Here is a 25,246-nt window from a genome sequence, read left to right as displayed (position 1 = left end):
TATCCAGTTCGTTCGACGGCAGGACGCTGGTTCGTGCAGACCTAAACCTGCATGATTTCCTTTTCCTTATCGATGAGCAAGCGGTCGATGTCGGAAATCGAGTCATCCGTCATCTTCTGCACGCGGTCCGATTTGGCGCGGGTTTCGTCCTGGCCGAGAGCCCCGTCCTTTTCGGCCTTCTTCAGGCCATCCATGCCATCGCGGCGGACGTTGCGAATCGCAACCTTGGCCTTCTCGGCATATTCGTGGGCAACCTTGACCAGCGAGCGGCGACGCTCCTCGTTGAGTTCCGGCAGCGGAATGCGCAGGTTCTGGCCATCCATGATCGGGTTCAGGCCGAGGTTGGATTCGCGAATGGCGCGATCGACGGCGCTCACCATGGACTTGTCCCAGACAGAGACTGAGAGCATGCGGGGTTCCGGAATGGTGATGTTGGCGACCTGGTTCAGCGGCACGCGCGAACCGTATGCATCGACCGTTACCGGATCGAGGATGTTTGCCGACGCACGGCCGGTGCGCAGCGAGGCGATGTCGCCCTTGAAGGCGGAAATCGCGCCGTCCATTCGGCGCTTGATTTCGTTGAGGTCGGTGTTGCCACTCATGTCTTTACTCCCGTCGTCAATGCGGCGTCGATCCACGACGCCATGAGATCGTCAGTTGTCGGATACGACGGTCTTGTAGCCGCCGCCGGTCAAAATCTGGGCGAAACCGCCCTTTTCATGGATCGAAAATACTATGATCGGGATGGAATTCTCGCGCGCCAGTGCGACGGCGGCGACATCCATCACGGCCAGACCCTTTTCCAGCACCTGGCTGTGGGTCAGATGTTCGAAACGGGTAGCGTCCGGCACCTTCTTCGGATCGGCCGAATAGATGCCGTCGACCTGCGTGCCCTTGAAGATCGCCTGGGCGCCCATTTCCGCCGCGCGCAAGGCAGCAGCCGAATCGGTGGTGAAGAACGGATTGCCGGTGCCACCAGCAAAAATCACGACGCGGCCGAGCGACAGATGATAGAGCGTGGCGCGCTGCGAAAAGCTCTCGCAGATTTCAGGCATGGCGATAGCTGACAGCACCACGGTGTCGATTCCAAGCTTGCGCAAGGAAGTCGCCAGCGCCAGCGCGTTGATGACGGTTCCCAGCATACCCATGTGGTCGCCGGTGACGCGGTCACCGCCTTTGGAGGCCACGGCGACGCCGCGAAAGATGTTTCCGCCGCCGACAACCACGCCGACTTCGACGCCCATGTGGCAGGCTTCGGCAATGTCTGAGGCAATCCGGTCGGCAACTTCGACATCGATGCCAAAGCCCTGTGTCCCCATCAGAGCTTCACCAGACGCCTTCAGCAAGACGCGCTTGTAAATCGGCTCGGACATGGTTGCTCCTAAGATTGATCGTAAAAAGCCGGATACACGAAGGGCATCGCGTTGTCACGCGATGCCCTCTGGTTTTCCCGCAGTAAGCAGACCGACGATCAGCCCTTGGCGACGGCAGCGACTTCAGCTGCGAAGTCAGTCTCTTCCTTCTCGACGCCATCGCCGAGCAGGAGGCGTGCCATGCCGGTGATCTCGATCGGCGCGCCGACTGCCTTTTCGGCTTCCTTGATGGCAGCGCCGACCGTCAGGTCAGGATTGATGACGAAAGCCTGCGACAGAAGAGCGACTTCCTCGAAGAACTTGCGCATGCGGCCATCGACCATCTTTTCGATGATGGCTTCCGGCTTGCCGGATTCGCGAGCCTGTTCGATGAACACGTTGCGTTCGCGTTCAGCAACAGCAGCATCGACGTCTTCAGGACGCAGGGCGAGCGGTGCCGTGGCAGCGATGTGCATGGCAACCTGGCGACCGATGGCATTCAGCGCATCCTTGTCACCGGTCGATTCCAGCGCAACGAGAACGCCGAGCTTGCCGAGGCCGTCGGAGACTGCATTGTGGATGTAGGTCGAGACGACGCCCGACTTGACCGACAGCAGAACCGTGCGACGCAGATTCATGTTCTCGCCGATCGTCCCGATGGCATCCTTGATGGTGTCGGCGACGGACTTCTCAGAATCTGGATAGGTCGCAGCGGCAACGGCTTCGACCGAACCGTCGGTCGTCAGGGCGACCTTGGCGATGTTGCGGACGATACCCTGGAAGGCATCGTTGCGGGCAACGAAGTCGGTTTCGGAGTTGACTTCGACGACAACGGCCGATGTGCCGGCGCTGGCAACGCCGATGAGGCCTTCGGCAGCCGTGCGGCCAGACTTCTTGTCAGCCTTGGAGATGCCCTTGGCGCGCAGCCAGTCGATCGCGGCTTCCATGTCGCCGGCGGTCTCGGTGAGTGCCTTCTTGCAGTCCATCATGCCTGCGCCGCTCTTTTCGCGCAGTTCCTTTACCAGTGCAGCCGTGATTTCAGCCATTATTTGCCTCTTGTCGGTTGGTATGGTGCGCTGACGGCATCAGCCGGCGCGGCACCCGGTTTGAGGGACGAAATGTACCCCTATGCATGACAGCGTTATGAAAGCGCGCCACACGGAATGATTTTCAAACGATAGCAATCGGTGGATCTACGCCGAATGCCTTCGCCTGAAACAGGTAAGGCCGCTGAAACTTGCTCAAGTCACCAACGGCCTTATCTGAATTTCAGTCGCGGCCAGGCAGATTTTCATCCGCCTGCCGCTTGGTCAATCAAGCCTGCGGAGCAGGAGCAACTTCTTCTTCCAGGGTCGGCTCGAGCGGTGCTTCGAAAGCAGCGCCGAGATCGCGGCCGGACGAGCCCTGCTGACGGGCGATGCCGTCGATGGCAGCGCGCGAGATCAGTTCGCAATAGAGCGAGATGGCGCGCGAGGCGTCGTCGTTGCCCGGTATCGGATAATCGATCTGATCCGGATCGCAGTTCGAGTCGATGATCGCAACAACCGGGATGCCGAGACGCTTTGCTTCGTCGATGGCAATCTTTTCCTTGTTGGTGTCGATGATGAACATCAGGTCAGGTGTGCCGCCCATGTCGCGGATACCGCCGAGAGCCTTGTCCAGCTTTTCGCGTTCACGCTCAAGGTTGAGGCGTTCCTTCTTGGTGAAGCCCTGGGCGTCGCCGTTGAGGATTTCGTCGAGCTTGCGAAGGCGCTGGATCGAATTGGAGATGGTCTTCCAGTTCGTCATCATGCCGCCGAGCCAACGCGAGTTAACGTAATACTGAGCAGAACGCTTCGCGCTGTCAGCGATGATTTCAGACGCCTGGCGCTTGGTGCCGACGAACAGGACGCGGCCGCCACGGGCAACGGTGTCGCTGACAACCTGCAGGGCGCGGCTGAGCAAAGGAACGGTCTGCTGAAGGTCGATGATGTGGATGTTGCTGCGGTCGCCAAAGATGTATGGCTTCATCTTTGGGTTCCAGCGGTGTGTCTGGTGGCCGAAGTGAACGCCGGCTTCGAGAAGCTGGCGCATAGAAAAATCGGGCAATGCCATGCCTGGGTTACTCCTTATCCGGTTGAACCTCCGCAAGGCGAACAGCATCTTCTAGGAAGATACCACCGGGTGGAACGGTCCGGATTTCTCCCGGACAATCCCTTGCCTCACGTGTGGAATGAGGTGCCCATACTCTTCCCAGAGCAGAAAGGCAAGCAGTGTCGTTAAAATTACGCTAGCCCAGGACCTCGCATGCCAAAGGCCTACTTGCAGGCTTTGGCGTCCAGCATTTCGAGCTTGGTCAACTTTCCAGTCAAAACGAAATCGCCATAGTCCATCGTCAGGTCGCGGGTGATGCCGTTTTCGTAGAGCTTGAATGACATGCGGTAGACGGGCGTGGCGTCTCCATGGGCCTTCTCGTTGAAGTATGCGACCGTCACAGGCCAGAACGGCGTCTTAGCAAAGGCACCCGCCTTGTCGGCGTCCGTTGTGTCGCCGGCCTTGGGCGTTTCAGCCTTGCCGACCACGGTGGTTGCGGCCAGCGAGCGATCGCCATCGTCCGACCCGTCGAACACGTGGGCCTCAAAGAAGGTCTTGCCGAGCTTGGCGTTGTGGATGATGTCCAGCATATGCTCGGTCGGGAAGCGGCTCTCGGCCAGATCGATCTGCTTGGCAGACGGCTGCGCCAGATCGACCTTGACGCCCTTGGCGCTGTCGGCGGCGGCGCCACGGACATCCTTGTCCAGTGCGTCGTCGGTAAACGACTTGGTCTCGAACTTGAAGATCCGCTTGGTCAGGTCCTCGAAGGTCGTCGTCTGCTGGTCGCTCATGCGGGTCGCGTCGCCGGTGTCGATCTGGGTCACGAACCGGAAATTGGTGGTGAAGCCGGAGCAGTCAGAACCGGTGAATTCATAGACCATGCGACCGTACATGCCGGCGATACCGGAGCGATCCGTGGCATCCTTGAGTTCGAGATCGTAGATCGCACGATGGGCCACCAGCCCGCTCGGACCGGCTGCCTGCGCCGTTGCAAAAGACAGGCAAAGAGCGCCTGTACTGCCAAGGAGAACCGCGGCAAGACTCGAACGGAACATGCATTATCTCCTGTTGGACTCGCACACGATGTTATAAGAACGCTTTCGGTTAAACAAAGGCAAGCGCCCGCACATTGCGCGGATTGAGCCTTGATGACGGATTTTTGACGAAGTTACAACAAACGGGAGACGAAAATGTCCGACGAGATCAATGCCCGCCTGAGCCAGCTGGGCATCACCCTGCCCCAGGCGGCAGCGCCAGCCGCCAACTATGTTCCCTACGTCATCAGCGGCAACATGCTTACCATATCGGGCCAGTTGCCGATGGAAAACGGCAAGGTCGCCGTCACCGGTCATCTCGGCCGAAACGTCGATGTCGCCACCGGTCAGCGGGCGGCGGAGCTTTGCGCCATCAATATCCTGTCGCAGGCGAGTGCTGCCCTCGGCGGCGATCTCGGCCGTATCAAGCGGCTGATCAAGCTCAACGGCTTTGTCGCCTCCGTCCCTGAGTTCGGCGAGCAGCACCTTGTCATCAACGGTGCCTCCAACCTGCTGGCAACCGTGCTCGGCGATGCCGGCAAGCATGCCCGCGCAGCCGTCGGCATGGCTGCCTTGCCGTTCAACGCCGCCGTCGAAATCGATGCCATCATGGAAATCGGCGAATGAGCGAGATCGCCTGGCTCACCGCGCAACCGGTTGCCCATCGCGGGTATCACGACATGAACAAGACTGTCTGGGAGAATACGCTTTCGGCATTCTCCCGTGCTATCGAGGCCGGGTTTGCGATCGAGTGCGACCTGCACTACGCCGCCGACGGCGTCCCGGTGGTCTTCCACGACGACGACCTGCAGCGGCTCTGCAACCTGCCGGGCGCGCTGCGCGACCGCAGTTCGCAGGAACTCGGTCTGCTCTCGGTCGGAGGCACAAAAGACCGCATCCCAACGCTTAAACAGCTGCTGCAGCTCTGCGACGGGAAGGTGCCGCTGGTACTCGAACTGAAAGGCAAGGCGGGCGAGGATGCAGGTTTCGCCGAGACCGTGCTCGAGGTTCTCGAAGGTTACAAGGGCCATGTCGCACTGATGAGCTTCGATCACTGGCTGCTCAAGGATCTGAAGGCGCTGAAGCCGCCCTACCCGGTTGGCCTCACCGCCGATGGTTTCAAGCCTGAGACGTTTTTTGCCCATGACGAAGCCATGCAACTGGGTCTAGACTTCATCTCGTATTTTCACGGCGACCTGCCGAACGATTTCGTGACGGCGCAGCGCCAGCGCGGCATACCGGTCATCACCTGGACCGTGCGCGACGAGGCGGGAATCAAGCGTACGCTCGCCAACGCCGACCAGATGACCTTCGAAGGTTTTGACCCCAGGGAAAGCCCTATCCTCATCCATGACAGATGAACTGATCTTTCGCGCCGAACAGTCGTTCAAATCCATCTCTCCGGAGAGTTGGTCCCGGCTTGCCGGGGCCTCGCGGTCCGGCAGCATCCTGCCCTACAATCCCTTCGTGTCGCATGCCTATCTCTCGTCACTGGAGGAATCCGGGTCGGCGACCGAGAGGACGGGCTGGCTCGGGCACCATCTTTTGCTGGAAAAACCAGATGGCACCTTGCTCGGCGCCGTCGCCGGATATCTGAAAAACCATAGCCAGGGCGAATACGTCTTCGACCAGGGTTGGGCCGATGCTTTCGAGCGGGCCGGCGGTTCCTATTATCCCAAGCTGCAATGCGCGGTGCCCTTTACGCCGGCAACCGGGCCACGGCTGCTGGTGGCCGAAGGCCATGATCGCGACATGCTGCAGCCGGCACTGGCCGAGGGCCTCAAGGAAGTCACGCGGCAGATCGGTATTTCGTCGGCACACATCACGTTCCTGCCGAAAGCCGAGGTGGAACTGTTCGAGACGGATGGCTACCTTCACCGCACCGACCAGCAGTTTCACTTCATCAACAATGGCTATGCAAACCACGATGCGTTTCTCGAAACGCTCGCCTCGCGCAAGCGCAAGGGGCTGAAGAAAGAACGGCGGGCGGCACTCGAAGGCGGCATCACCATCGACTGGCTGACCGGCAAGGACCTCACCGAGGATATCTGGAATCAGTTCTTTGCCTTCTACATGGACACCGGCAGCCGCAAATGGGGCCGGCCCTACCTCACCCGCAAATTCTACTCGCTGATCCGCGAACGGATGGCCGACGACATCCTGCTGATCATGGCCAAGCGCGACGGCCGCTATGTTGCCGGCGCCATCAACTTCATCGGCGGCGATGCGCTCTACGGCCGCCATTGGGGCTGCATCGAGGATCACCCCTTCCTGCATTTCGAGGTCTGCTACCACCAGGCCATCGATTTCGCGCTTGCCAAGGGGCTGCAGCGGGTCGAAGCGGGAGCACAGGGAGAGCACAAGCTGGCGCGCGGCTACCTGCCCGTCACCACACACTCGGCACATTTCATCGCCCATCCCGGCCTCCGTCGGGCCGTCGGCGACTATCTGGAGCGCGAGCGGCAGGAGGTGGAGCAGATGGGCGAGATCCTTGCCGAGCACAGCCCCTTCCGAAAGGGCGAGCGGCAGGATAACTGAGCGCAGCCAAGACAGCAGCGGATCAACCGAGGAGACGATTTCGATGACCAGTTCCGCCTACGACAGCAGCAACATCTTTGCAAAAATCCTGCGTGGCGAGATCCCGTGTCACAAGGTCTACGAGGACGATTTCAGCCTGGCACTGATGGATGTCATGCCGCAGGCGCCCGGCCACACGCTGGTTATCCCCAAGCAGCCGTCACGCAACCTGCTCGACGCCTCGCCCAAGACGTTGTCGCATCTGATCGTGGTGGTTCAAAAGGTTGCAAATGCAGTCAAGCAAGCGTTCGACGCCGACGGCGTCTCCGTGGTCCAATTCAACGAGCCATCCGCCGGGCAGACCGTCTTCCACCTCCACTTCCACATCATCCCGCGCCACGAGGGAGCAGCACTCAAGCCGCATTCCGGCAAGATGGAGGATGGCGGAGTGCTGGCCGAAAACGCGCGCAAGATCATTGAGGCGATGTCGTGAGGATTGGCGCGGACCGTTGATCAATGCGAGTTAATAGCTGTCGGTTTGTCAATGTCGTAGGACGAGTGGCCCGTAGGTAGCTGACGCGTGGACGCCTGTGCATGTTCTGCTGTCGCAGTTCAGCAAGGGGCATGCATCGACTGCTCTCACACCATAAAAAATGCCGGGCTTTTGACCCGGCATTTTCTTGGATAGTCGTTACTTCTTGCGTGGCACCTTCGGCACCGTCGAGCTCTTGCGGGCCGGTTTGGCGTCTTCGTCGCCGCCAACTGTGGCCTTCACCTTTTTGGGTGCAGGCTTGGCGCCGGTTGCGATGTCGGCATTCTCGACGTTTTCGGCAATCACCACATCGCCGTCTTCGACCTCAATCGTCGGATCGACGACCTCGGCTTCAGGCTTCGGCTTGATACGGGCCGTCTCTGCAATGCATTCGAGCAGAATGCCTGGCTTGCCGTCTTCCTTCGGGCCGACCGTGACATTGACCACGCCACCCTTCTTCAGCTTGCCGAAGAGGATCTCGTTGGCCAATGGCTTCTTGATGTTCTCCTGGATGACGCGTCCGAGCGGACGAGCACCCATTTTCTCATCATAGCCGTTTTCAGCCAGCCAGTTGGTGGCATCGTCGTGCAGGTCGAAGGTGATGTTGCGTTCGGACAGCTGGGCTTCCAGCTGCATGATGAACTTCTGCACCACCTTGTAGATGACCTTGTTCGGCAGCGCTGCGAACGGAATGATCGCATCGAGGCGGTTGCGGAATTCCGGCGTGAAGAGCCTGTTCAGCGCTTCCTCGTCTTCGCCCGTCCGCTTTGCCGAGCCGAAGCCCATGGCAGCCTTGGCCATTTCAGACGCACCCGCATTCGTCGTCATGATCAGGATGACGTTGCGGAAGTCGATCTTCTTGCCGTTGTGGTCCGTCAGCGAGCCGTGATCCATGACCTGCAACAGGATGTTGAAGATGTCCGGATGGGCCTTCTCGATTTCATCGAGCAGCACGACGCAATGCGGATGCTGGTCGACGCCATCGGTCAACAGACCGCCCTGGTCAAAGCCGACATAGCCGGGAGGTGCGCCGAGCAGCCGCGAGACCGTGTGACGCTCCATGTATTCGGACATGTCGAAGCGCAGCAGTTCCACGCCGAGCGACGAGGCCAGTTGCTTGGCAACCTCGGTCTTGCCGACGCCTGTAGGGCCGGAGAAGACGTAGGAGCCGATTGGCTTGTCGGGTTCGCGCAGACCTGCACGGGCGAGCTTGATTGCCGTCGACAGGGCCTCGATGGCCGGATCCTGACCGTAGACGACCGAGCGCAGTTCCTTTTCCAGGTTGGCGAGAACCATCTCGTCGTCCTTGGAGACCGACTTCGGCGGAATGCGGGCCATCGTCGCGATCGTCGCTTCGATTTCCTTCTCGGTGATCAGCTTGCGGCGCTTCGACGGCGGCAGCAGCATCTGGGCTGCACCCGTTTCGTCGATGACGTCGATCGCCTTGTCCGGCAGCTTGCGGTCGGACAGGTAGCGGGCCGACAGTTCGACGGCCGACTTGATCGCCTCGTTGGAGTAACGCAGATGGTGATACTCTTCGAAATAGGGCTTCAGGCCCTTCATGATTTCGATGGCATCCTCGATCGACGGTTCGACGACGTCGATCTTCTGGAAGCGGCGCACGAGTGCCCGGTCCTTTTCGAAGAACTGACGGTATTCCTTGTAGGTCGTCGAGCCGATGCAGCGGATCGCACCGGAAGACAAGGCTGGCTTCAGCAGGTTGGACGCGTCCATTGCGCCGCCGGACGTGGCACCGGCGCCGATGACGGTATGAATTTCGTCAATGAACAGCACGGAGCCCGGATATTCCTCGAGTTCCTTGACGACCTGCTTGAGGCGCTCTTCGAAGTCACCGCGATAACGGGTGCCGGCGAGCAGCGTGCCCATGTCGAGCGAGAAGATCGTTGCATCCTGCAGCGCTTCCGGAACCTTGCCTTCAACGATACGCTTGGCCAGACCTTCGGCGATGGCGGTCTTGCCGACGCCGGGGTCGCCCACATAGAGCGGGTTGTTCTTGGAGCGCCGGCACAGGACCTGGATAGTTCGGTTGACCTCGGAGTGGCGGCCGATCAGCGGATCGATCTTGCCGGTCTTGGCCTTCTCGTTGAGGTTGACGCAATAGGCCTTGAGAGCATCCTGCGCCTTCTTGGGTCCGCCTTCTTCCTGCTCGCCACGCGATGTCGGCTTGCTTTCGGCATCGCCGTCGTCGACGCCACGTGGAGACCGGACCTGGGAGGAGCCCGGACGCTTGCCGATACCGTGCGAGATGTAGTTCACCGCGTCGTAGCGGGTCATTTCCTGCTCCTGCAGGAAGTATGCGGCATGGCTTTCGCGCTCGGCAAAGATAGCGACGAGAACATTAGCGCCCGTCACTTCCTCACGGCCCGAAGACTGCACATGGATCACCGCCCGCTGGATGACGCGCTGGAAGCCGGATGTCGGCTTGGAGTCCTCGTCATATCCGGTGATCAGGTTCGATAGTTCGTTGTCCACATATTCGATCAGCGTCTTGCGAAGCGAATCGAGGTCGACATTACAGGCGCCCATGACTGCCGCTGCATCTGCGTCGTCTACCAACGCCAACAGCAGATGTTCGAGTGTGGCATATTCATGATGCCGCTCGTTCGCGTATGTCAGTGCCTGATGCAGTGCCTTCTCGAGACTAGGCGAAAATGTTGGCACGTCAGATCCTCACTTCTTTTCCATAACACATTGTAGCGGGTGCTGGTGCTGCCGAGCGAAGTCCATCACTTGGCTTACCTTGGTCTCCGCCACTTCATATGTAAATATTCCACATTCGCCCACACCGTGATTATGAACGAGCAGCATAATACGGGTGGCTCCCTCGCGGTCCTTCTGGAAGAAACGCTCCAGAATGTGGATCACGAATTCCATTGGTGTGTAGTCGTCATTCAATATCAGCACGCGGTATAGATTGGGCTTCTTCGTCTTGGCTTTCGTCCGCGTAATGACCGAGGTCTCGCGATTACCGTTGCCCCCGTTCCTTTCGCTATCCTTCTGCATCCGGATCGGCTTGGCGATCATAGTCGTTCATTCCTCAAAGCACTCGGCGGGCATCGTTCAATTGCAAATCACCGGCCGAATATCCGAAACCCTAACTTAGTTCATATTGGCGGGATTTTAAGCCCCCCGCTCAACACTGCAATCACAATTCGTCTTCAAACAGGGCCACACCCTAAAAATCGCCCGAAAACAACGATGACGCCCGAACAAAAATGCAAGAGACCGGCGCGCGTTGCACGACCGGCCTTCTGAATGGTCTCTTCCACTGTCTTTCGTCGCCGCAATCAGGCCGCGCTGTTGGCCGAATCCCCGGCGTTACCGCTTGATCCGGCAGCAGCTTTCCGGGCGGGTTCATATACGGACCTGGCAAGACCGGCGTACATCTCGCCGATCTTCGCCGCCTCAGCGACAAAGCTCTCGTAGTAGGATTTCGCGAAATTGCTCTGAAGCTCCAAGGCAGCATCGAGGCTGGTCACACTCGACAGCGTGCCGACATGCGACACTGCGTCCTCGAATGATTTCTTGGAATAACCGGCCGCCTCTGCGGCAATGGCCTGCACGCTCAACGCGGCCTGGGTGTAATTCTTAAGCGCCTCGTCGATAGCGTCGGTGTCGGGCGCAGCGTTCTGTTTGTTGTTCAGCATATGGTCCTCCAACCGTAGTCGATTGGAGAAAATTTAGGTGCACTGCACAAATAGTCAACCGTTTTGACGATTTTGTGCATCACCTTGAGTTGTAAGACGGGTCAGTGACCTCGGCGCTGATGCTTGCCTCTCAGCGGCATAGCCGGGTCCTGAACCAGCCGCCGAAGCGGCCGGTTGGCATCTATAGATCAAAGATCGACCTCGAGGATTGCCATTGAGAAATTGTAGGAACGATCGCCATCCTCGTCGTCGACATAGACGAGCCCCAGGAACTCGTCGCCGAGGTAGACTTCGGCCGAATCGTCCTTGCGAGGACGTGCCTTGACCGCCATCAGCGGATTGAGGCTGCGTTTGAAATAGGCGTCGAGCTTCTTGATTTCGTCTGGCTTCACGATTGATCTCCGTAACCGTAGATTGGGGGCGGGTTGTTGCATGGGAAAAGCGGCGATGTAAAGACAAAGGCGGCCCTCAGCTGCCCTACCGCCGGGAGCATGGCGGCTCGGTCAGATTCCGGCGCCGATAATCTGGTCCATGATGCGCGATGGCTCGGAGCAACCGGCGGTTCCGACGACCTTGGCCGGCACACCGGCAACGGTGGTGTTCGGCGGTACTTCCTTCAGCACAACGGAGCCTGCCGCGATCCGCGAGCAATGGCCGATGGCGATATTGCCGAGGATCTTGGCGCCGGCGCCGATGAGCACGCCGTTGCCGATCTTCGGGTGCCGATCGCTGCCTTCCTTGCCGGTGCCGCCAAGGGTGACGCCGTGCAGGATGGAGACGTTATCGCCGATAACAGCCGTCTCGCCGACGACGAGGCCAGTGGCATGGTCGAGGAAGATGCCCTTGCCGAGACGCGCGGCCGGATTGATGTCGGTCTGGAAAACGCTCGATGCACGGCTCTGCAGGTAGAGCGCAAAATCCCGGCGGCCGCGATTGAGCAGCCAGTGCGCAAGCCGGTGCGTCTGGATCGCCTGGAACCCCTTGAAATAGAGCACCGGTTCCATGAAGCGGAGGCAGGCCGGATCGCGGTCATAAAACGCCTGGATATCGACGCGCAGGATGGCGCCCCACTCCGGCCAATCGGTAAGCATCTCGTCGAACGTCTGGCGCAAGAGGATTGCCTGGATATCGGGATGGTCGAGGCGTTCGCAGATCCGGTAGATCACACATTCCTCGAGCGACCGGTGATTGACCACGGTCGAATAGAGGAAAGCGGCCAGCACAGGATCCCGTTCGGCCGCAGCCCGCGCTTCGTCGCGCATGCTGTCCCAGATAGGGTCGACCGTCTTGACGCTGTCGATATGGCGAATATCCGATGTCGCTACCATGGGTCGCGTCCTCTTTCCGTATTGGAAGATCGTTATATAGAGCAAGATCAGAGCAATATAAATGGGTGACGCAGGCTCAATCTTTGGAATGGATTTGCTGGACCCTAGGCCGAGACCTCGCCACCCGGCTGGCTGCCGCCATCTTCCAGCGCCACCCGCTGGTAGAATTCCAGGACCGCCGCCTTGAAGACGCGGTCGCCGACGGCAAGCATATGATCGCGACCCGGTATATCGAGGGCTTGCGCACGCTGCATCAGCGCTGCAAGTTCCTGCGGCGAACCGGCGATGTCGTCCTTGGTGCCGACACCGATCAGGGTCGGCGCAGCAATCGTTCCCATGTCGTCCCGGCTGATGAGATCTCGGGAACCGCGAATGCATGCGGCCAGCGCAACGCGGTCGCTTTTCGTCTGGTCGGCAAAGCTGCGGAACATGCGGCCTCGCGCATGCTCCACGGTCTCCAGCGACGGTGCCAGAAGCGCATCGGCAATCGGATCCCAGTCGCCGACGCCATCCGTCATGCCGATCCCGAGGCCCCCGAGCACCAGCGAGCGAACCCTCTCGGGCCGGGCGAGCGCCAGGAAGCTGGAAATACGGGCGCCCATTGAATAGCCCATCACATGGGCGCGCGCGATGCCGAGATGATCGAGAAGCGCCGATGCATCTTCCGCCATCACCCAAGGGCGATAGGCGTCCGGTTCATGTGGCTTGCCGCTGGCGCCATGGCCGCGATTGTCGAGAGCGATGACCCGGTAGCCCGCCTCGCCCAGCGTCTTCAGCCAGCCGGGATAGACCCAGTTGACCGCGGCAGTAGAAGCGAAGCCGTGTATCAGCAGGACTGGCGGAGCCTGACGGTCGCCCTCGTCGAAATAGGCCAATTCCAGATCGTCATGGCGAAAAGTGGAGAAATCGGGGGCGTTGAGGTTCATGGTATCGTTCCTGTGTCGACGCCCTTCCTAAATTATCGTCGCCGCCCGGTGAACCCTGCCCTGCACAAAATCTGGTGAGGCACAAAATCTGTCACGTCGCCTTGCGTTTCGCACTACACAACCCGGTCGAAGGATTATAAGGTCGCGCCACTTATCAGAAGCTTTTGGAGATCCGCATGGCCGGCCATAATATTCCGCATTTCCAGAACGACGGCGGCCATCGGGTGATCGAGATCGGCGTCAAGGAGTTCATGTGCACCGGCGCCTCCTCCCCCTTCGACCATCCGCATATCTTCATCGACATGGGCGACGATAACGAAAAAGTCTGCTCCTATTGCTCGACCCTCTATCGCTATAACGCCTCGATAAAAGCCGATCAGACCAATCCGACTGGCTGTGTCTTCGAGTTCAGGGCCGCTTGACCCGCCGGGAGCGGACGCTCCAATGCCCCTGAAGAAGGTCGCGATCATCGGTGCCGGCATCGCCGGGCTGACCACAGCCCTATCTTTTGCCCGGCACGGGATCGAATCAGAAATTTTCGAAAGGGCCGAGACGCTGACAGAAGTCGGCGCCGGCCTGCAGATATCGCCGAACGCATCGCGGATCCTCGATGAACTCGGCCTGCTCGACGAGCTCGCCGACTTGTGGCTTGAGCCGGAGGCCATCCGCCTCGTTTCCGGACGCTCGCTACGCCAGATCGCTGCCGTGCCGAGCGGTGCCTTTGCGCGCGTCCGCTGGGATGCACCCTACGGCGCCCTGCACCGCGCGACCCTGCAAGGCGTCCTGTTGCGGGCGGTGCAAGCCAATCCGCTCTGTCGTCTGCATTTCGGCGCAGGCTTCGATGCCTCAACACCGGATGCCCTGTGGCCAGGCGGACGTAAGCCTGAGCTGATCGTTGGCGCCGACGGTGTATGGTCGAAGGTGCGCAGCAGCGTGGCTGGCAGCGGCAACCCGAAATTTTCCGGCAACATCGCCTGGCGCTTCATGGTCCCCGAGGCCGAAGCGCCGGCAATTCTCGATCGTACCAGCGTGACCGCCTATCTGGGCCCCGCCGCACATCTCGTCTGTTATCCGCTGAAAGAGGCGTCAGCCTTCAACTTCGTGGCGATCTGCGCCGGCGGCGGCGTCGGAAACGACTGGAGCGCTGCCGCAAGTCCTGCGCAGCGCACGCTGTTGCGCCAGCATTTTGCCGACTGGAACAGTGACCTGTCTGATCTGCTCGATCGGCAAGCGGATCCGACCGTCTGGCCGCTCTACGAAGTCGGCGCGGGACGCTGGCACAACGACCGCGACACGGTGCTGATCGGCGACGCCGCGCATGCGATGATGCCGTTTGCGGCGCAGGGCGCAGCCATGGCGATCGAGGATGCCTTCGAACTTGCCGGCGCCGTCAGCCGTCAGCCGTTGCCGGAAGCGCTGGTTGACTTCGAGGCGAGGCGCGAACCGCGGGTTGCCCGGCTGCGCAAACGCGCCGCCTTCAACCGCTTTGCCTACCATGCGCGAGGACCGATCCGGCTTGGACGTGACCTGGTCCTGTCGCTGCGCCCACCGCAAACCCTTGCGGCAGACCTCGACTGGATCTTCGACTACCGCGCCTTCGGCTGATCAGACGGCCGCTGCCGCAGCAAGGCCTCTCTCGATGTCGGCCTTGACGTCAGCAACATCCTCAAGCCCGATCTGCAGGCGCAGCACCGGCCCCTCCTTGGGTGCCTTGCAGATCCGCCGGTCACTGAGATTGACGTGAACAGCAAGGCTTTCGAACCCGCCCCAGGAATAGCCGAGCCCGAAGATCGACAGGGCGTCGAGAAAGGCATGCGCCTTGGCCCGGAACATGTCCGGCGTGTCGACGGCAAGCACGATTGAGAAGATGCCGCTCGAACCCGTAAAGTCGCGCTTCCAGAGATCGTGGCCCGGAAAGCTCGGCAGCGCCGGATGCAGCACGCGTGCGACATCGTCACGGCTCTCCAGCCATTCTGCGAGCGCCAGCGCGCTCTGCTGGTGCCGCTCGAGGCGGATGCCCATCGTTCTAAGCCCGCGCAGCACCTGGTAGGCATCGTCAGGGGCGCCGCAGATGCCAAGTGCGATTCTGGCGTCGTGCAGCTGCTGCCAATGGGCCGCATTCGCCGAGACGGTGCCCATGAGCACATCCGAATGGCCAGCGGGATACTTGGTCGCGGCGTGGATCGAGATGTCGACGCCATGGTCGAGGGGCTTGAAATAGAGTGGCGTGGCCCAGGTATTGTCCATCGTAACGACGCAACCATGCTTGTGGGCAACGGCTGCAATCGCCGATATATCCTGCATCTCGAAGGTGTTCGAGCCCGGCGCTTCCGTGTGCACCAGCCTGGTATTCGGCTTGATCAACTGCTCGATACCAGCGCCGACGAGCGGGTCGTAGTAATCGACGGCCACGCCCAGGCGCTTCAGCATCGTCTCGCAGAAGTTGCGGGTCGGGGTATAGACGGAATCGACGATCAGGGCGTGGTCTCCGGCCGAAAGGAACGCCAGAAACGGCACAGTAATGGCAGCAAGACCGGAGGGCACGATAATGGTCCCTGCAGAGCCCTCGAGCTCATTGATTGCCTCGCAGAGCGCATCCGTCGTCGGCGTGCCGCGCGTGCCATAGGTATACTTCTGCTCGCGGATCTCCATCGCACGGGCGTTGGGAAACAGGACGGTCGATGCGTGGACAACCGGCGGGTTGACGAAACCATAGTAGTCGGAAGGCTTCGGCCCAGCATGCGACAAGCGGGTATTGATGCCGGCGTTTTGCAGGAAACTCTTGTTTTCGATCATCTTAATAACTGCCTCGGGCCTATCGGAAAGCTTGACTTGTGGCTGGCGAACTCGGTGTCGTCAAGTCTCGTGGGCAGGCCGGTCCGGCAGGCCAACGCAACCTGCCCTTTTTAACCGCAGCGAAGACCTGACTATTTAATTTGCAGCCCAAGCCCATTCATTATGCATGCGCTCATTGTCCGGTCAAAAACCGAGAAAACACTTTCGGAAATCATGTTTATCGTGACCGAGGGTTGACCGTGACCGAATTTGCGATTGTGATGTCGGCACTCACGCCGGGGGGCAAACCAACGTCACCAACGAAAAGTTGTGCCAACGCGTGAAGAGGTTCAAATATAACAAGAGAACAACAAAGGTTGGGAAAACAATGAGCAGCAAGATTCTGACAGGTGCGGTCGGCGCGGCGATCTTCGTCCTTGGTGCATCCTACTCGCACGCTGGCACGCTTGACGATGTCAAGAAGAAGGGCTTCGTGCAGTGCGGTGTCAACGGCTCGAACCTGGCTGGCTTCGGCGCGCAGGATTCGTCTGGCAAATGGTCCGGTCTCGACGTCGACCTCTGCAAGGCAGTTGCAGCCGCCGTCTTCGGCGACGTTTCCAAGGTCAAGTACACCCCGCTTTCGGCGAAGGATCGTTTCCCGGCGCTTCAGTCTGGCGAAATCGACATTCTTGCCCGCAACACGACCTGGAGCGCCAGCCGTGACAGCCAGCTCGGCTTCGATTTCCGTGCGGTCAACTACTATGACGGCCAGGGCTTCATGGTCCACAAGGCAATCGGCGTGAAATCTGCTCTGGAACTTTCCGGCGCTGCCGTCTGCGTCCAGTCCGGCACGACGACCGAACTCAACCTCGCCGACTACTTCAAGGCCAACAAGCTCGAATACAAGCCTGTCGTGTTCGAAAAGCAGGAAGAAGTCGACGCCGCCTATTCGTCCGGCCGTTGCGACGTCTACACGACCGACCAGTCGGGCCTGTACTCGATCCGCCTGTCGCTCGCCAATCCCGACGACAACATCGTCCTTCCGGAAATCATCTCCAAGGAGCCGCTCGGCCCAGCCGTTCGCCAGAACGACTCCAAGTGGTTCGACGTGGTTTCCTTTGCCCACTACGCCATGGTTTCTGCTGAAGAGTTCGGCATCACACAGGCAAATGTCGATGAAATGACGAAGTCCGAAAATCCGGACATCAAGCGTTTCCTCGGCCAGGAAAAGGACGAGACGATCGGCAAGGATCTCGGACTTGACGAGAAGTGGGCCTACAACATCGTCAAGCTCGTCGGCAACTACGGCGAAGTGTTCGAGCGCAACGTCGGCGAAGGCAGCCCGCTGAAGATCAAGCGTGGCCTCAACGCTCTCTGGAACAAGGGCGGCCTGCAGTACTCGCCGCCGATCCGCTAATCACCGACTGACCACGCTGCGGGAACCCATGCTTGGTTCCCGCAGTCGAACTATAACGCCCAGAAAGGGCGAGTGGATATAAGGGGATAATGCATGGCCGTTGCAGCCGCAGAGGGGAACGGCAGCCGTCGTTCGTGGCACTCTTTGCTTTACAACCCGAAACTGCGCCAATTTATCTACCAGGCGCTGACCGTAATCTTCATTGTCTGGCTGGTCTGGTACGCAAGCTCGAATGCCGCGCAGAACCTTGAAAAAGCCAACATGAGGGCGAGCCTCACCTTCCTGAACGGCCGCGCCGGCTTCGATATCGCGCAGACGCCGATCCAGTATTCGAGTGACTCGACCTATCTGCGTGCCCTCACCCTCGGCCTGATCAACACGCTCATCGTGGCCGCCTGCGGGATCGTGACCGCAACGATCATCGGGTTGCTGGTCGGCATGGGTCGCCTGTCGCACAACTGGCTGATCGCCAAACTATCGACGGTCTACGTCGAGATCTTCCGCAACATTCCGCCGCTTCTGGTCATCTTCTTCTGGTACAAAGGCGTGCTGTCGCTGCTGCCGGATGTCAAGAAGGCCATGTCTCTGCCGTTGTCCGTCTATGTCAGCAATCGCGGCGTATACATGCCCGCGCCGATCTTCGGCGCCGGTATATGGACTGTCCCGGTCGTCTGTGCCGTGGGCATTATCGGCGCCATCGTCTACACCCGCTGGGCCAACAAGCGCCAGCTGGCAACCGGCAAGCGTCCGCCGGTTCTTCTCGTCAATCTCGCCCTGATTATCGGCCTTCCGCTACTGGCCTTCGCCATCGCAGGTTTCCCCGTGACGTTCGATATCCCCGTGCTCGGCAAGTTCAACATGAACGGCGGCACGGTGGTCGGACCCGAATTCCTGTCGCTGTACATGGCCCTGTCGTTCTACACCGCCGCATTCATCGCCGAAATCGTACGCTCCGGCATCCGCGGTGTCTCAAAGGGGCAATCGGAAGCAGCCCATGCGCTGGGCATCCGCCCCGGCCTGACGACGCGGCTTGTCGTCCTGCCACAGGCATTGCGGATCATCATTCCACCGCTGACATCGCAATACCTGAACCTGACGAAGAACTCGTCGCTGGCCGTCGCCATCGGGTATGCGGACTTGGTGGCCGTGGGAGGGACGATCCTCAACCAGTCCGGTCACTCGATCGAGATCATCGGCATCTGGATGGCGATCTATGTTTCGCTGAGCCTGATCACGTCGCTGTTCATGAACTGGTTCAACGCCCGTATGGCATTGGTGGAGCGCTAAGATGGCCGTTCAGATTGCTTTTCTTCGAGAGAAACTCATTGCCCCGGAAGCGGCTCCGCTGAGTGACAAGACCGTTCGCGGCTGGGCCAAGCACAATCTTTTCGCTACGCCCAAGGACGCCATCCTCAGCGTCGTGGTGGCAGTCATTGCCGTCTGGTTCCTGCTTTCGGTCGTGGAATTCCTGTTCATCAACGCCGTCTGGGTCGGGAAAGACAGGACATTTTGCGCCACTGTCAGCCAGGGCGGCATCCAGCCGGATGGCTGGAGCGGCGCCTGCTGGGCCTATGTCGGCGACTGGTTCACGGCCTTCATGGTCGGCTCCTATCCCCGTGACCAGATTTGGCGGCCGATCCTGATCGCCGTGCTGTTCGTGGCACTGCTGGTTCCATTCCTGATACCGTCTGCACCGCGCAAAGGCTGGAATGCGGCTCTTCTGCTGGTGGGCTTGCCGATCCTCGCCTATATCCTGCTTCTCGGCGGTTCATTCGGCCTGACCCATGTCGAGACGTCCCTCTGGGGCGGCCTGATGGTGACGCTGATCCTGTCCTTCGTCGGCATCGTCGTATCGCTGCCCTTCGGGATCGTGCTCGCCCTCGGGCGACGATCGGACATGCCGATCCTTAGGGGTGCCTGCATCGGCTTCATCGAACTGGTGCGTGGCGTACCGCTGATTACCGTGCTGTTCATGGCCAGCGTGCTGCTGCCGCTGTTCCTGACTCCTGGCACGAATATCGACAAATTCCTGCGGGCGCTCGTCGGCGTGTCAATTTTCGCATCGGCCTACATGGCGGAAGTCATTCGTGGGGGTCTGCAGGCTATCCCCAGAGGACAGTACGAAGGTGCGGACTCGCTCGGACTGAACTACTTCCAGAAGATGACGTTCATCATCATGCCGCAGGCCATCAAGCTGGTCGTACCGGGCATCGTCAACACGTTCATCGGGATGTTCAAGGACACCTCGCTGGTGTCGATCATCAACATGTACGACCTGCTCGGCATCGTCAAAGCCAGCTTCGGCGATTCCCGATGGCTGACGCCGGTGACACCGCTGACGGGGCTGATATTTGCCGGCTTCGTTTTCTGGCTGTTCTGCTTCGGCATGTCGCGATATTCGTACTTCATGGAACGCCACCTAGACACTGGCCACAGGAAATAAGATCGAGGGAATAGATCATGGCTGAAGCTCAATTGAAAAAACTGGAAGTCTCGACGACCGACGTCGCCGTCGAAATTATCAACATGAACAAGTGGTACGGCGATTTCCACGTGCTGCGCGACATCAACCTGAAGGTCATGCGCGGCGAGCGCATCGTCATCGCCGGCCCGTCGGGCTCCGGCAAGTCGACGATGATCCGTTGCATCAACCGGCTGGAAGAGCACCAGAAGGGCAATATCCTCGTCGACGGCGTCGAACTCACCAACGATCTGAAGAAGATCGATGAAGTGCGCCGCGAAGTGGGCATGGTGTTCCAGCACTTCAACCTGTTCCCGCACCTGACAATTCTCGAGAACTGCACGCTGGCGCCGATCTGGGTGCGCAAGATGCCGAAGAAGCAGGCCGAGGAAGTTGCGATGCACTTCCTCACCCGCGTCAAGATCCCCGACCAGGCCAACAAGTATCCGGGCCAGCTCTCCGGCGGGCAGCAGCAGCGCGTCGCCATTGCCCGTTCGCTCTGCATGAACCCGAAAATCATGCTCTTCGACGAACCGACGTCGGCACTCGATCCGGAAATGATCAAGGAAGTTCTCGACACCATGGTGGGCCTTGCGGAAGAAGGCATGACGATGCTTTGCGTCACCCACGAAATGGGCTTTGCCCGCCAGGTTGCGAACCGGGTCATCTTCATGGATCAGGGACAGATCGTCGAGCAGAACTCGCCCGCCGAGTTCTTCGACAATCCGCAGCATGAGCGCACCAAGCTGTTCCTCAGCCAGATCCTGCACTGATCGTCCACACGTTCACATAAAAGGCCCGGTGTCGTTCAGTTCGACGCCGGGCCTTTTTCATATCGGGTGGATGCTGGTGTGACGCACGTCCGCCTACTGCGCCGCCTCGCCCGCAAGCTTCTTCTGGGCGAGAGCATTGTTGTTCGAGGTCAGTGCTGCAACCGCCTCAGCTGCCCGCTCGTCATTGCCGACACGGACTGTCGGCGAGGCAAATTCGATGCCGTTGGCAGTAAAGGCCTCGCGGATCAGCGCCAATGCGCGACGCCGGATCATCGACTGCTCGCCGGGCTTTGCCATGACCGCGAAGCTCAGGTTAATACCGTAGTCCCCGAACTGCTCGACACCTTTCATCTTGAGGGTCTCGATAATCTTCGGCCCCAGTTCCGGATCTTCGAGCAGTTCCGCGCCGATGCCTTTCACCAGCTTTTTTACCACAGCGACGTCCGTCTCGTAGCTGACCGAGATCAGGAACTTGTCGATGACCCAGTCACGCGACATGTTCTCGACCGCCCCGAGCACGCCGAAAGGCACGGTGAAGATCGGGCCGCGGTGATGGCGCAACCTGACGGACCGCAGGCTGAAGGATTCGACGGTGCCCTTGTAGGTGCCGCTCTGGATGTATTCTCCGACCCGGAATGCGTCGTCCGTCATGTAGAAAATGCCGCTGATGATATCCTTCACCAGCGTCTGCGATCCGAAGCCTATCGCAACCCCGAAGATACCGGCGCCGGCGATGAGCGGCCCGACCTCGATGCCGAGTGCCGAGAGAACCATCATGGCGGAAATGGCGATGATGAGCATCGCGAGGAAGTTTCGAAAGATGGGAAGTAGCGTTAGCAGCCGGCCACTGCGGGCAACTTCGGCGTCATTGCCTTCGTGGGCACGCGCAAGGGCGAGACGGTGGTTGATCAGCGCCTTGGCGATCTGCCAGACGATATCGGCCGCCAAAAGGATGACGATGCCCGTCAGGGCGCCGCGAATGATGCCCGCGACTTGCGCATTTTCCACCATCGCGCTTGTTTGCAGGCTGACGATCATGGTGAGCCACAAAATGGCTACTGCGATGATCGTGGCCCGCAGGCCGCGCTCGACCAAGACCTGATAGACGGGGCTATCCGCCCCTCCCGGTCCTCCCTGAGCCGCAAAGGCGCTTCGAACGACCCCGGACGATATCCGCAGCGCTGCAGGGATCACGATAACGTAGGTACAGAGCAGCATCATCACATCCAGCCCTGCCACCCATAGCGCCCAGATGACGCAAAGCCAGAATGTCGCCAGCCAGTGGAATATCCCTTGGTGGCGCGGACGATCGATCGGTCGTGGCCGGCGCCAGACGATCTCGATGGCAATGGCCAGCAGCCCGACGCCGATGGCATATCCGACGGCAGCCCGCACCGGCGCAAGAAAGCCGAGCGCGCCCATGATACCTTCCGCCGCCCAACCCACGAAGAATGTCAGCGTGAACACGACGACGCGCGAGAACCAGAACCGCGCCGCTGCGTCGTCCATCGGGATCAGGCGGGCCTGTGTCGTAGCGGACTTGGCGGCTGAGGGCGCCAGGACGATCCGGCAGAGACGTATCACCAGACGGGCGGCGATCAGTCCCAGAAGCGTCGGCACGATCAGGTCCAGCAGCAGTGGCGGCCAGCTCACCATCAGGAACATGCCCACGCTGGCGATGGCGAAAATCACCAGAGGCGCCAGTTCGCCAAACAGGTGGCGACCGAGCGTATGGATGCTCCGCACAGGTGTCGGATCTCCGGGGATGGCGGAACGTCCGGCGTGGAGGTGGCCGACGAGAAGACTGAAACCGTACTCGGCAGCGAGGCCCAGTGCCACCAGCAGCAGGAACAGCAGAAAAACGTGCGTTGCGCTCCGGTTATCGACCCCCGCCATGATCGTCGTCCCGGCCCGGGAGAATTCGCCGGGAACCAGCGGGATTGCCTCCCGGACCGCGAGAAGGTGGCCCTGAACGCCGTTGAGCAGCGTCGTCAGCGCGGAGGCTGACATGTTGGGCATCATCGCAGTCGTGGTGGTGGAGGGCCTCTGGGCGGCGAGCAGAGCACGAACCTCGGGGTCGTCGAGCAACTTGATCAGCTGGTCGACCTTCTGCTGGCCTGCAGCCACGGGAGGAGCTTGCTGGGCATGCGCCAGCGTACCAGCCAACAGGATGGCGACCAGCGCTGCCATTTTCCAAAGACAGTAAAATATTTTGGCAAACGGCATGGGCAGACGATCCTCCCGCAGTCAGGCGAAGTTGCGTTGTGTCAATGCAACCATGTCACCGTTTCGGGAGCGAAAGAAGCAGCAATTTCTGCTTCCTCGATATGCCACATCGTCTGACGGGCAGGTCCTAGATGATGACCTGCTCGCCGATCTCGACCACGCGGTTATTGGGCAGGTGAAAGTGATCGGAAGGATCGATCGCGAGGCCCGCCATGCGAATGAACAATCGGTCCTGCCAGAGCGGCATGCCGGAGGTCGGGCTACCCACCAGCTTGCGGCGACCGATGTAGAAAGAGGTCGTCATGATATCGAACTTGAAGCCATCCTTGCGACAGAGGCTCAGGGCCTTCGACACATCCTGCGTCTCCATGAAACCGAAGCGCAATTCCATCTTCATGAACCGCTTCGACAGCGATTCGATGATGTAGCGCTCGCCTTCCGGGACCATCGGTCGAGGGATGGTCTTGATCGTCAGGATGATGTTCTGGTTGTGAAGTGCGTGGTTGTGCTTCAGGTTATGGAGCAGCACGTTCGGGGTCAGATCCGGAAAGCTGGTGAGAAACACGGCAGTGCCGGGCACGGAGACGGGCGCGTGGTTGCTCTTGCGCTCGATAGAGCCAATGAATTGCGTCAGCGGGACGTCGTTGCGGGCGGCCTTCAGCTTCAACAGGCCGGTGCCCTTTCGCCAGGTCCACATCATAACGATGAGTGCACCGGCGATCAGCACGGGAATGTAGCCGCCTTCGGTGATCTTCAGCAGGTTTGCGGCAAGGAAGATACATTCGAGCGCCAGCAGCGGCAGCAGAACGGCAAGTGCCGTTGCCAGCGACCATTTCCAGAAAAGACGCACAAACTGGATGGAGAGGATGGTCGTCACCACCATGGCGCCGGTCACCGAGATGCCGTAGGCGGTGGCGAGAGAATCCGAACTCCTGAACAGGAAGATGAGCCCGAGCACGCCGATCAGCAGGATGGCGTTGACGGTCGGCAGGTAAATCTGCCCGGTGTTGGTTTCGGAGGTAAAGCAGATTTCAAGGCGCGGAAGAAGACCCAGGTGGATTGCCTGCCGAGCTAGCGAAAAAGCGCCGGTAATGACAGCCTGGCTGGCAATGATGGTTGCGCAGGTAGCGAGGATGACGACGGGCAGCAGCGCCCAGTCCGGAAACATCAGGAAGAACGGATTGGCGGCTGCGGCGCGGTCATGCAGAACCAATGCGCCCTGCCCGAGATAATTCAATGCCAGCGACGGAAAGACCACGAAAAACCAGGCAGCCTGGATCGGCTTGCGACCGAAATGTCCGAGATCGGCGTAGAGCGCTTCAGCACCCGTCACCGTCAGGAACACGGCGCCGAGCACGACAAGCCCCACCGTCCCGGCATGGGCGATGAAGCGGACGGCATGGATCGGGTTGAGTGCGGTCAGAATGGAGGGGGACTCGATGATATGCGACAGGCCACCGAGGGCGATCACCAGGAACCAGAGAAGGGTGATAGGACCGAAAAAGCGCGAGACTGTGGCCGTGCCGCGCGACTGGATGGCAAACAGCAAGATCATGATGACGACGGCGATCGGTACCACATAGGTCGAGAACACCGGGGTCACCAGCTTCAGCCCCTCGACGGCAGACAGCACCGACAGAGCTGGCGTAATCATCGCGTCGCCGATGAACAGGGCGGTGCCGATCAGCGCTGCAAACAGCAGGCCATTCTTGTAGCGGCTCGATTTCTTCGCGAGCAGAGCAAGCAGGGAGAGCGTGCCGCCCTCGCCGTCATTGTCGGCACGCAGCAAGAAAAGAACATATTTGAACGTCACGATGACGGTCAGCGTCCAGAGCATCAGCGACACGAGGCCGAGGATCTCGCCGCGTGTCACGCCGTATTCGACAAAGGGTCGCAGTGCCTCACGGAAGGCGTAGAGCGGGCTCGTGCCGATATCACCATAGACGACACCGATGGAACCGATCATCGGAAACAGGATGCTCGGCAGGCCCTTGGCAGGTGCGGAGGTATCGCGCGGCACGGCTGTCATCGTATCTCCGGCCCTTCAGAGCCCTATTCATCGAAGTTGATGGTGAGGCAACGCATATGGCGATCAAATGTGCCGAAGACAACTGATGTTTTACTGCCGGCGATTCTTTCGAACGCCCGAGCCTAACATTACCGT

The 25,246-nt window shown here is 60.0% G+C and carries 24 protein-coding genes; 10 read left to right on the top strand and 14 right to left on the bottom strand.

Annotated elements, in window-relative coordinates:
- Nucleotides 1-41: 41 nt before the first annotated feature.
- The 5 genes from frr to J5274_RS12070 form a co-directional block, all read right to left on the bottom strand.
- Nucleotides 42-602: a ribosome recycling factor gene (gene frr / locus J5274_RS12090; protein WP_142822532.1), complete on the bottom strand. Its 561-nt coding sequence runs from the start codon at nt 600-602 to the stop codon at nt 42-44.
- Between the two features lie 51 nt (nt 603-653).
- Nucleotides 654-1,373 (bottom strand): UMP kinase, encoded by a 720-nt coding sequence (gene pyrH / locus J5274_RS12085; protein WP_111215517.1) that lies wholly within the window; start codon nt 1,371-1,373, stop codon nt 654-656.
- Nucleotides 1,374-1,471: 98 nt separating this feature from the next.
- Nucleotides 1,472-2,398: a translation elongation factor Ts gene (tsf, locus tag J5274_RS12080; protein WP_142822530.1), complete on the bottom strand. Its 927-nt coding sequence runs from the start codon at nt 2,396-2,398 to the stop codon at nt 1,472-1,474.
- 268 nt (nt 2,399-2,666) lie between these two features.
- Nucleotides 2,667-3,446 (bottom strand): 30S ribosomal protein S2, encoded by a 780-nt coding sequence (gene rpsB / locus J5274_RS12075; protein ID WP_142822528.1) that lies wholly within the window; start codon nt 3,444-3,446, stop codon nt 2,667-2,669.
- A gap of 203 nt (nt 3,447-3,649) precedes the next feature.
- Nucleotides 3,650-4,480, bottom strand: a complete 831-nt coding sequence (locus J5274_RS12070; RefSeq protein WP_142822527.1) for a cell envelope integrity EipB family protein — start codon at nt 4,478-4,480, stop codon at nt 3,650-3,652.
- A gap of 135 nt (nt 4,481-4,615) precedes the next feature.
- Here J5274_RS12070 and J5274_RS12065 point away from each other — a divergent pair, with 135 nt between their 5' ends.
- Genes J5274_RS12065 through J5274_RS12050 form a run of 4 tightly spaced genes read left to right on the top strand, consistent with a single transcriptional unit; the run spans nt 4,616 to nt 7,469 of the window.
- On the top strand, nt 4,616-5,086 hold the full coding sequence (locus tag J5274_RS12065; RefSeq protein ID WP_142822525.1) for a RidA family protein: 471 nt from the start codon (nt 4,616-4,618) through the stop codon (nt 5,084-5,086).
- Entirely contained in the window at nt 5,083-5,820 is a 738-nt protein-coding gene (locus J5274_RS12060) for a glycerophosphodiester phosphodiesterase (protein ID WP_142822524.1), read from the top strand. The genes J5274_RS12065 and J5274_RS12060 overlap by 4 nt, the downstream gene beginning before the upstream one ends.
- Nucleotides 5,810-6,997 carry a GNAT family N-acetyltransferase gene (locus tag J5274_RS12055; protein WP_219274605.1) on the top strand — a complete coding sequence of 396 codons (1,188 nt, stop codon included), beginning with the start codon at nt 5,810-5,812 and terminating at the stop codon, nt 6,995-6,997. Before J5274_RS12060 ends, J5274_RS12055 begins: the two co-directional genes overlap by 11 nt.
- Nucleotides 6,998-7,040: 43 nt before the next feature.
- Complete coding sequence (locus tag J5274_RS12050; protein ID WP_219274604.1) at nt 7,041-7,469, top strand: HIT family protein; 429 nt, start codon at nt 7,041-7,043, stop codon at nt 7,467-7,469.
- 198 nt (nt 7,470-7,667) lie between these two features.
- On the opposite strand, the gene clpA is transcribed toward J5274_RS12050, so the two are convergent.
- The 6 genes from clpA to J5274_RS12020 all read right to left on the bottom strand — a co-directional run bounded on the left by clpA (nt 7,668) and on the right by J5274_RS12020 (nt 13,430).
- Nucleotides 7,668-10,190 (bottom strand): ATP-dependent Clp protease ATP-binding subunit ClpA, encoded by a 2,523-nt coding sequence (clpA, locus tag J5274_RS12045; protein WP_142822518.1) that lies wholly within the window; start codon nt 10,188-10,190, stop codon nt 7,668-7,670.
- A 9-nt stretch (nt 10,191-10,199) separates the two neighbouring features.
- Nucleotides 10,200-10,553 (bottom strand): ATP-dependent Clp protease adapter ClpS, encoded by a 354-nt coding sequence (clpS, locus tag J5274_RS12040; RefSeq protein WP_111215503.1) that lies wholly within the window; start codon nt 10,551-10,553, stop codon nt 10,200-10,202.
- Nucleotides 10,554-10,816: 263 nt separating this feature from the next.
- Entirely contained in the window at nt 10,817-11,176 is a 360-nt protein-coding gene (locus J5274_RS12035; protein ID WP_142822516.1) for a phasin family protein, read from the bottom strand.
- A gap of 188 nt (nt 11,177-11,364) precedes the next feature.
- Nucleotides 11,365-11,568, bottom strand: coding sequence for a DUF3126 family protein (locus J5274_RS12030; protein WP_111215499.1), 204 nt, complete (start codon nt 11,566-11,568; stop codon nt 11,365-11,367).
- Between the two features lie 111 nt (nt 11,569-11,679).
- Nucleotides 11,680-12,504, bottom strand: coding sequence for a serine O-acetyltransferase (gene cysE / locus J5274_RS12025; protein WP_142822515.1), 825 nt, complete (start codon nt 12,502-12,504; stop codon nt 11,680-11,682).
- A 104-nt stretch (nt 12,505-12,608) separates the two neighbouring features.
- Nucleotides 12,609-13,430, bottom strand: coding sequence for an alpha/beta fold hydrolase (locus J5274_RS12020; RefSeq protein ID WP_142822513.1), 822 nt, complete (start codon nt 13,428-13,430; stop codon nt 12,609-12,611).
- Nucleotides 13,431-13,606: 176 nt separating this feature from the next.
- On the opposite strand from J5274_RS12020, the gene J5274_RS12015 reads away from it, so the two are divergent.
- Nucleotides 13,607-13,852, top strand: a complete 246-nt coding sequence (locus J5274_RS12015) for a zinc-finger domain-containing protein (protein ID WP_142822511.1) — start codon at nt 13,607-13,609, stop codon at nt 13,850-13,852.
- Nucleotides 13,853-13,874: 22 nt separating this feature from the next.
- A complete protein-coding gene (locus tag J5274_RS12010; protein WP_142822510.1) occupies nt 13,875-15,035 on the top strand; it encodes an FAD-dependent monooxygenase in 1,161 nt (386 codons plus the stop codon).
- On the opposite strand, the gene J5274_RS12005 is transcribed toward J5274_RS12010, so the two are convergent.
- On the bottom strand, nt 15,036-16,226 hold the full coding sequence (locus J5274_RS12005; protein WP_219274603.1) for a cystathionine beta-lyase: 1,191 nt from the start codon (nt 16,224-16,226) through the stop codon (nt 15,036-15,038). It lies immediately after the preceding gene.
- A 367-nt stretch (nt 16,227-16,593) separates the two neighbouring features.
- Here J5274_RS12005 and J5274_RS12000 point away from each other — a divergent pair, with 367 nt between their 5' ends.
- The 4 genes from J5274_RS12000 (at nt 16,594) to J5274_RS11985 (ending at nt 20,856) form a co-directional block, all read left to right on the top strand.
- Nucleotides 16,594-17,622 (top strand): amino acid ABC transporter substrate-binding protein, encoded by a 1,029-nt coding sequence (locus J5274_RS12000; protein WP_142822506.1) that lies wholly within the window; start codon nt 16,594-16,596, stop codon nt 17,620-17,622.
- 93 nt (nt 17,623-17,715) lie between these two features.
- Nucleotides 17,716-18,909: an amino acid ABC transporter permease gene (locus J5274_RS11995; protein ID WP_142822505.1), complete on the top strand. Its 1,194-nt coding sequence runs from the start codon at nt 17,716-17,718 to the stop codon at nt 18,907-18,909.
- A gap of 1 nt (nt 18,910) precedes the next feature.
- The gene (locus tag J5274_RS11990) at nt 18,911-20,065 is read left to right on the top strand and encodes an amino acid ABC transporter permease (protein ID WP_142822503.1); all 1,155 of its coding nucleotides are present in this window, start codon (nt 18,911-18,913) and stop codon (nt 20,063-20,065) included.
- A 17-nt stretch (nt 20,066-20,082) separates the two neighbouring features.
- The gene (locus tag J5274_RS11985; RefSeq protein WP_142822501.1) at nt 20,083-20,856 is read left to right on the top strand and encodes an amino acid ABC transporter ATP-binding protein; all 774 of its coding nucleotides are present in this window, start codon (nt 20,083-20,085) and stop codon (nt 20,854-20,856) included.
- A 93-nt stretch (nt 20,857-20,949) separates the two neighbouring features.
- Here J5274_RS11985 and J5274_RS11980 read toward each other — a convergent pair whose 3' ends face one another.
- The gene (locus J5274_RS11980; protein ID WP_219274602.1) at nt 20,950-23,082 is read right to left on the bottom strand and encodes a mechanosensitive ion channel family protein; all 2,133 of its coding nucleotides are present in this window, start codon (nt 23,080-23,082) and stop codon (nt 20,950-20,952) included.
- A gap of 127 nt (nt 23,083-23,209) precedes the next feature.
- Entirely contained in the window at nt 23,210-25,111 is a 1,902-nt protein-coding gene (locus J5274_RS11975) for a potassium transporter Kup (protein WP_219274601.1), read from the bottom strand.
- Nucleotides 25,112-25,246 lie beyond the last annotated feature (135 nt).

Origin of the sequence: Rhizobium sp. L51/94 (assembly GCF_019355555.1) — a bacterium.
Classification (GTDB): Bacteria; Pseudomonadota; Alphaproteobacteria; order Rhizobiales; family Rhizobiaceae; genus Rhizobium; species Rhizobium rhododendri.
The sequence above is the reverse complement of the archived record's forward strand: the minus strand, read 5'-3'. Positions and strand labels throughout refer to the sequence as shown.

Coding starts and splice junctions, on each gene's coding strand:
- J5274_RS11980 (WP_219274602.1), bottom strand. CDS start 23,082: ATGCCGTTTGCCAAAATATTTTACTGTCTTTGGAAAATGGCAGCGCTG.
- J5274_RS12020 (WP_142822513.1), bottom strand. CDS start 13,430: ATGAACCTCAACGCCCCCGATTTCTCCACTTTTCGCCATGACGATCTG.
- cysE (WP_142822515.1), bottom strand. CDS start 12,504: ATGGTAGCGACATCGGATATTCGCCATATCGACAGCGTCAAGACGGTC.
- J5274_RS12070 (WP_142822527.1), bottom strand. CDS start 4,480: ATGTTCCGTTCGAGTCTTGCCGCGGTTCTCCTTGGCAGTACAGGCGCT.
- clpS (WP_111215503.1), bottom strand. CDS start 10,553: ATGATCGCCAAGCCGATCCGGATGCAGAAGGATAGCGAAAGGAACGGG.
- J5274_RS11995 (WP_142822505.1), top strand. CDS start 17,716: ATGGCCGTTGCAGCCGCAGAGGGGAACGGCAGCCGTCGTTCGTGGCAC.
- frr (WP_142822532.1), bottom strand. CDS start 602: ATGAGTGGCAACACCGACCTCAACGAAATCAAGCGCCGAATGGACGGC.
- J5274_RS12050 (WP_219274604.1), top strand. CDS start 7,041: ATGACCAGTTCCGCCTACGACAGCAGCAACATCTTTGCAAAAATCCTG.
- J5274_RS11975 (WP_219274601.1), bottom strand. CDS start 25,111: ATGACAGCCGTGCCGCGCGATACCTCCGCACCTGCCAAGGGCCTGCCG.
- J5274_RS12015 (WP_142822511.1), top strand. CDS start 13,607: ATGGCCGGCCATAATATTCCGCATTTCCAGAACGACGGCGGCCATCGG.
- tsf (WP_142822530.1), bottom strand. CDS start 2,398: ATGGCTGAAATCACGGCTGCACTGGTAAAGGAACTGCGCGAAAAGAGC.
- J5274_RS12035 (WP_142822516.1), bottom strand. CDS start 11,176: ATGCTGAACAACAAACAGAACGCTGCGCCCGACACCGACGCTATCGAC.
- J5274_RS11985 (WP_142822501.1), top strand. CDS start 20,083: ATGGCTGAAGCTCAATTGAAAAAACTGGAAGTCTCGACGACCGACGTC.
- pyrH (WP_111215517.1), bottom strand. CDS start 1,373: ATGTCCGAGCCGATTTACAAGCGCGTCTTGCTGAAGGCGTCTGGTGAA.
- J5274_RS12000 (WP_142822506.1), top strand. CDS start 16,594: ATGAGCAGCAAGATTCTGACAGGTGCGGTCGGCGCGGCGATCTTCGTC.
- rpsB (WP_142822528.1), bottom strand. CDS start 3,446: ATGGCATTGCCCGATTTTTCTATGCGCCAGCTTCTCGAAGCCGGCGTT.
- J5274_RS12065 (WP_142822525.1), top strand. CDS start 4,616: ATGTCCGACGAGATCAATGCCCGCCTGAGCCAGCTGGGCATCACCCTG.
- J5274_RS12055 (WP_219274605.1), top strand. CDS start 5,810: ATGACAGATGAACTGATCTTTCGCGCCGAACAGTCGTTCAAATCCATC.
- J5274_RS12010 (WP_142822510.1), top strand. CDS start 13,875: ATGCCCCTGAAGAAGGTCGCGATCATCGGTGCCGGCATCGCCGGGCTG.
- J5274_RS11990 (WP_142822503.1), top strand. CDS start 18,911: ATGGCCGTTCAGATTGCTTTTCTTCGAGAGAAACTCATTGCCCCGGAA.
- J5274_RS12060 (WP_142822524.1), top strand. CDS start 5,083: ATGAGCGAGATCGCCTGGCTCACCGCGCAACCGGTTGCCCATCGCGGG.
- J5274_RS12005 (WP_219274603.1), bottom strand. CDS start 16,226: ATGATCGAAAACAAGAGTTTCCTGCAAAACGCCGGCATCAATACCCGC.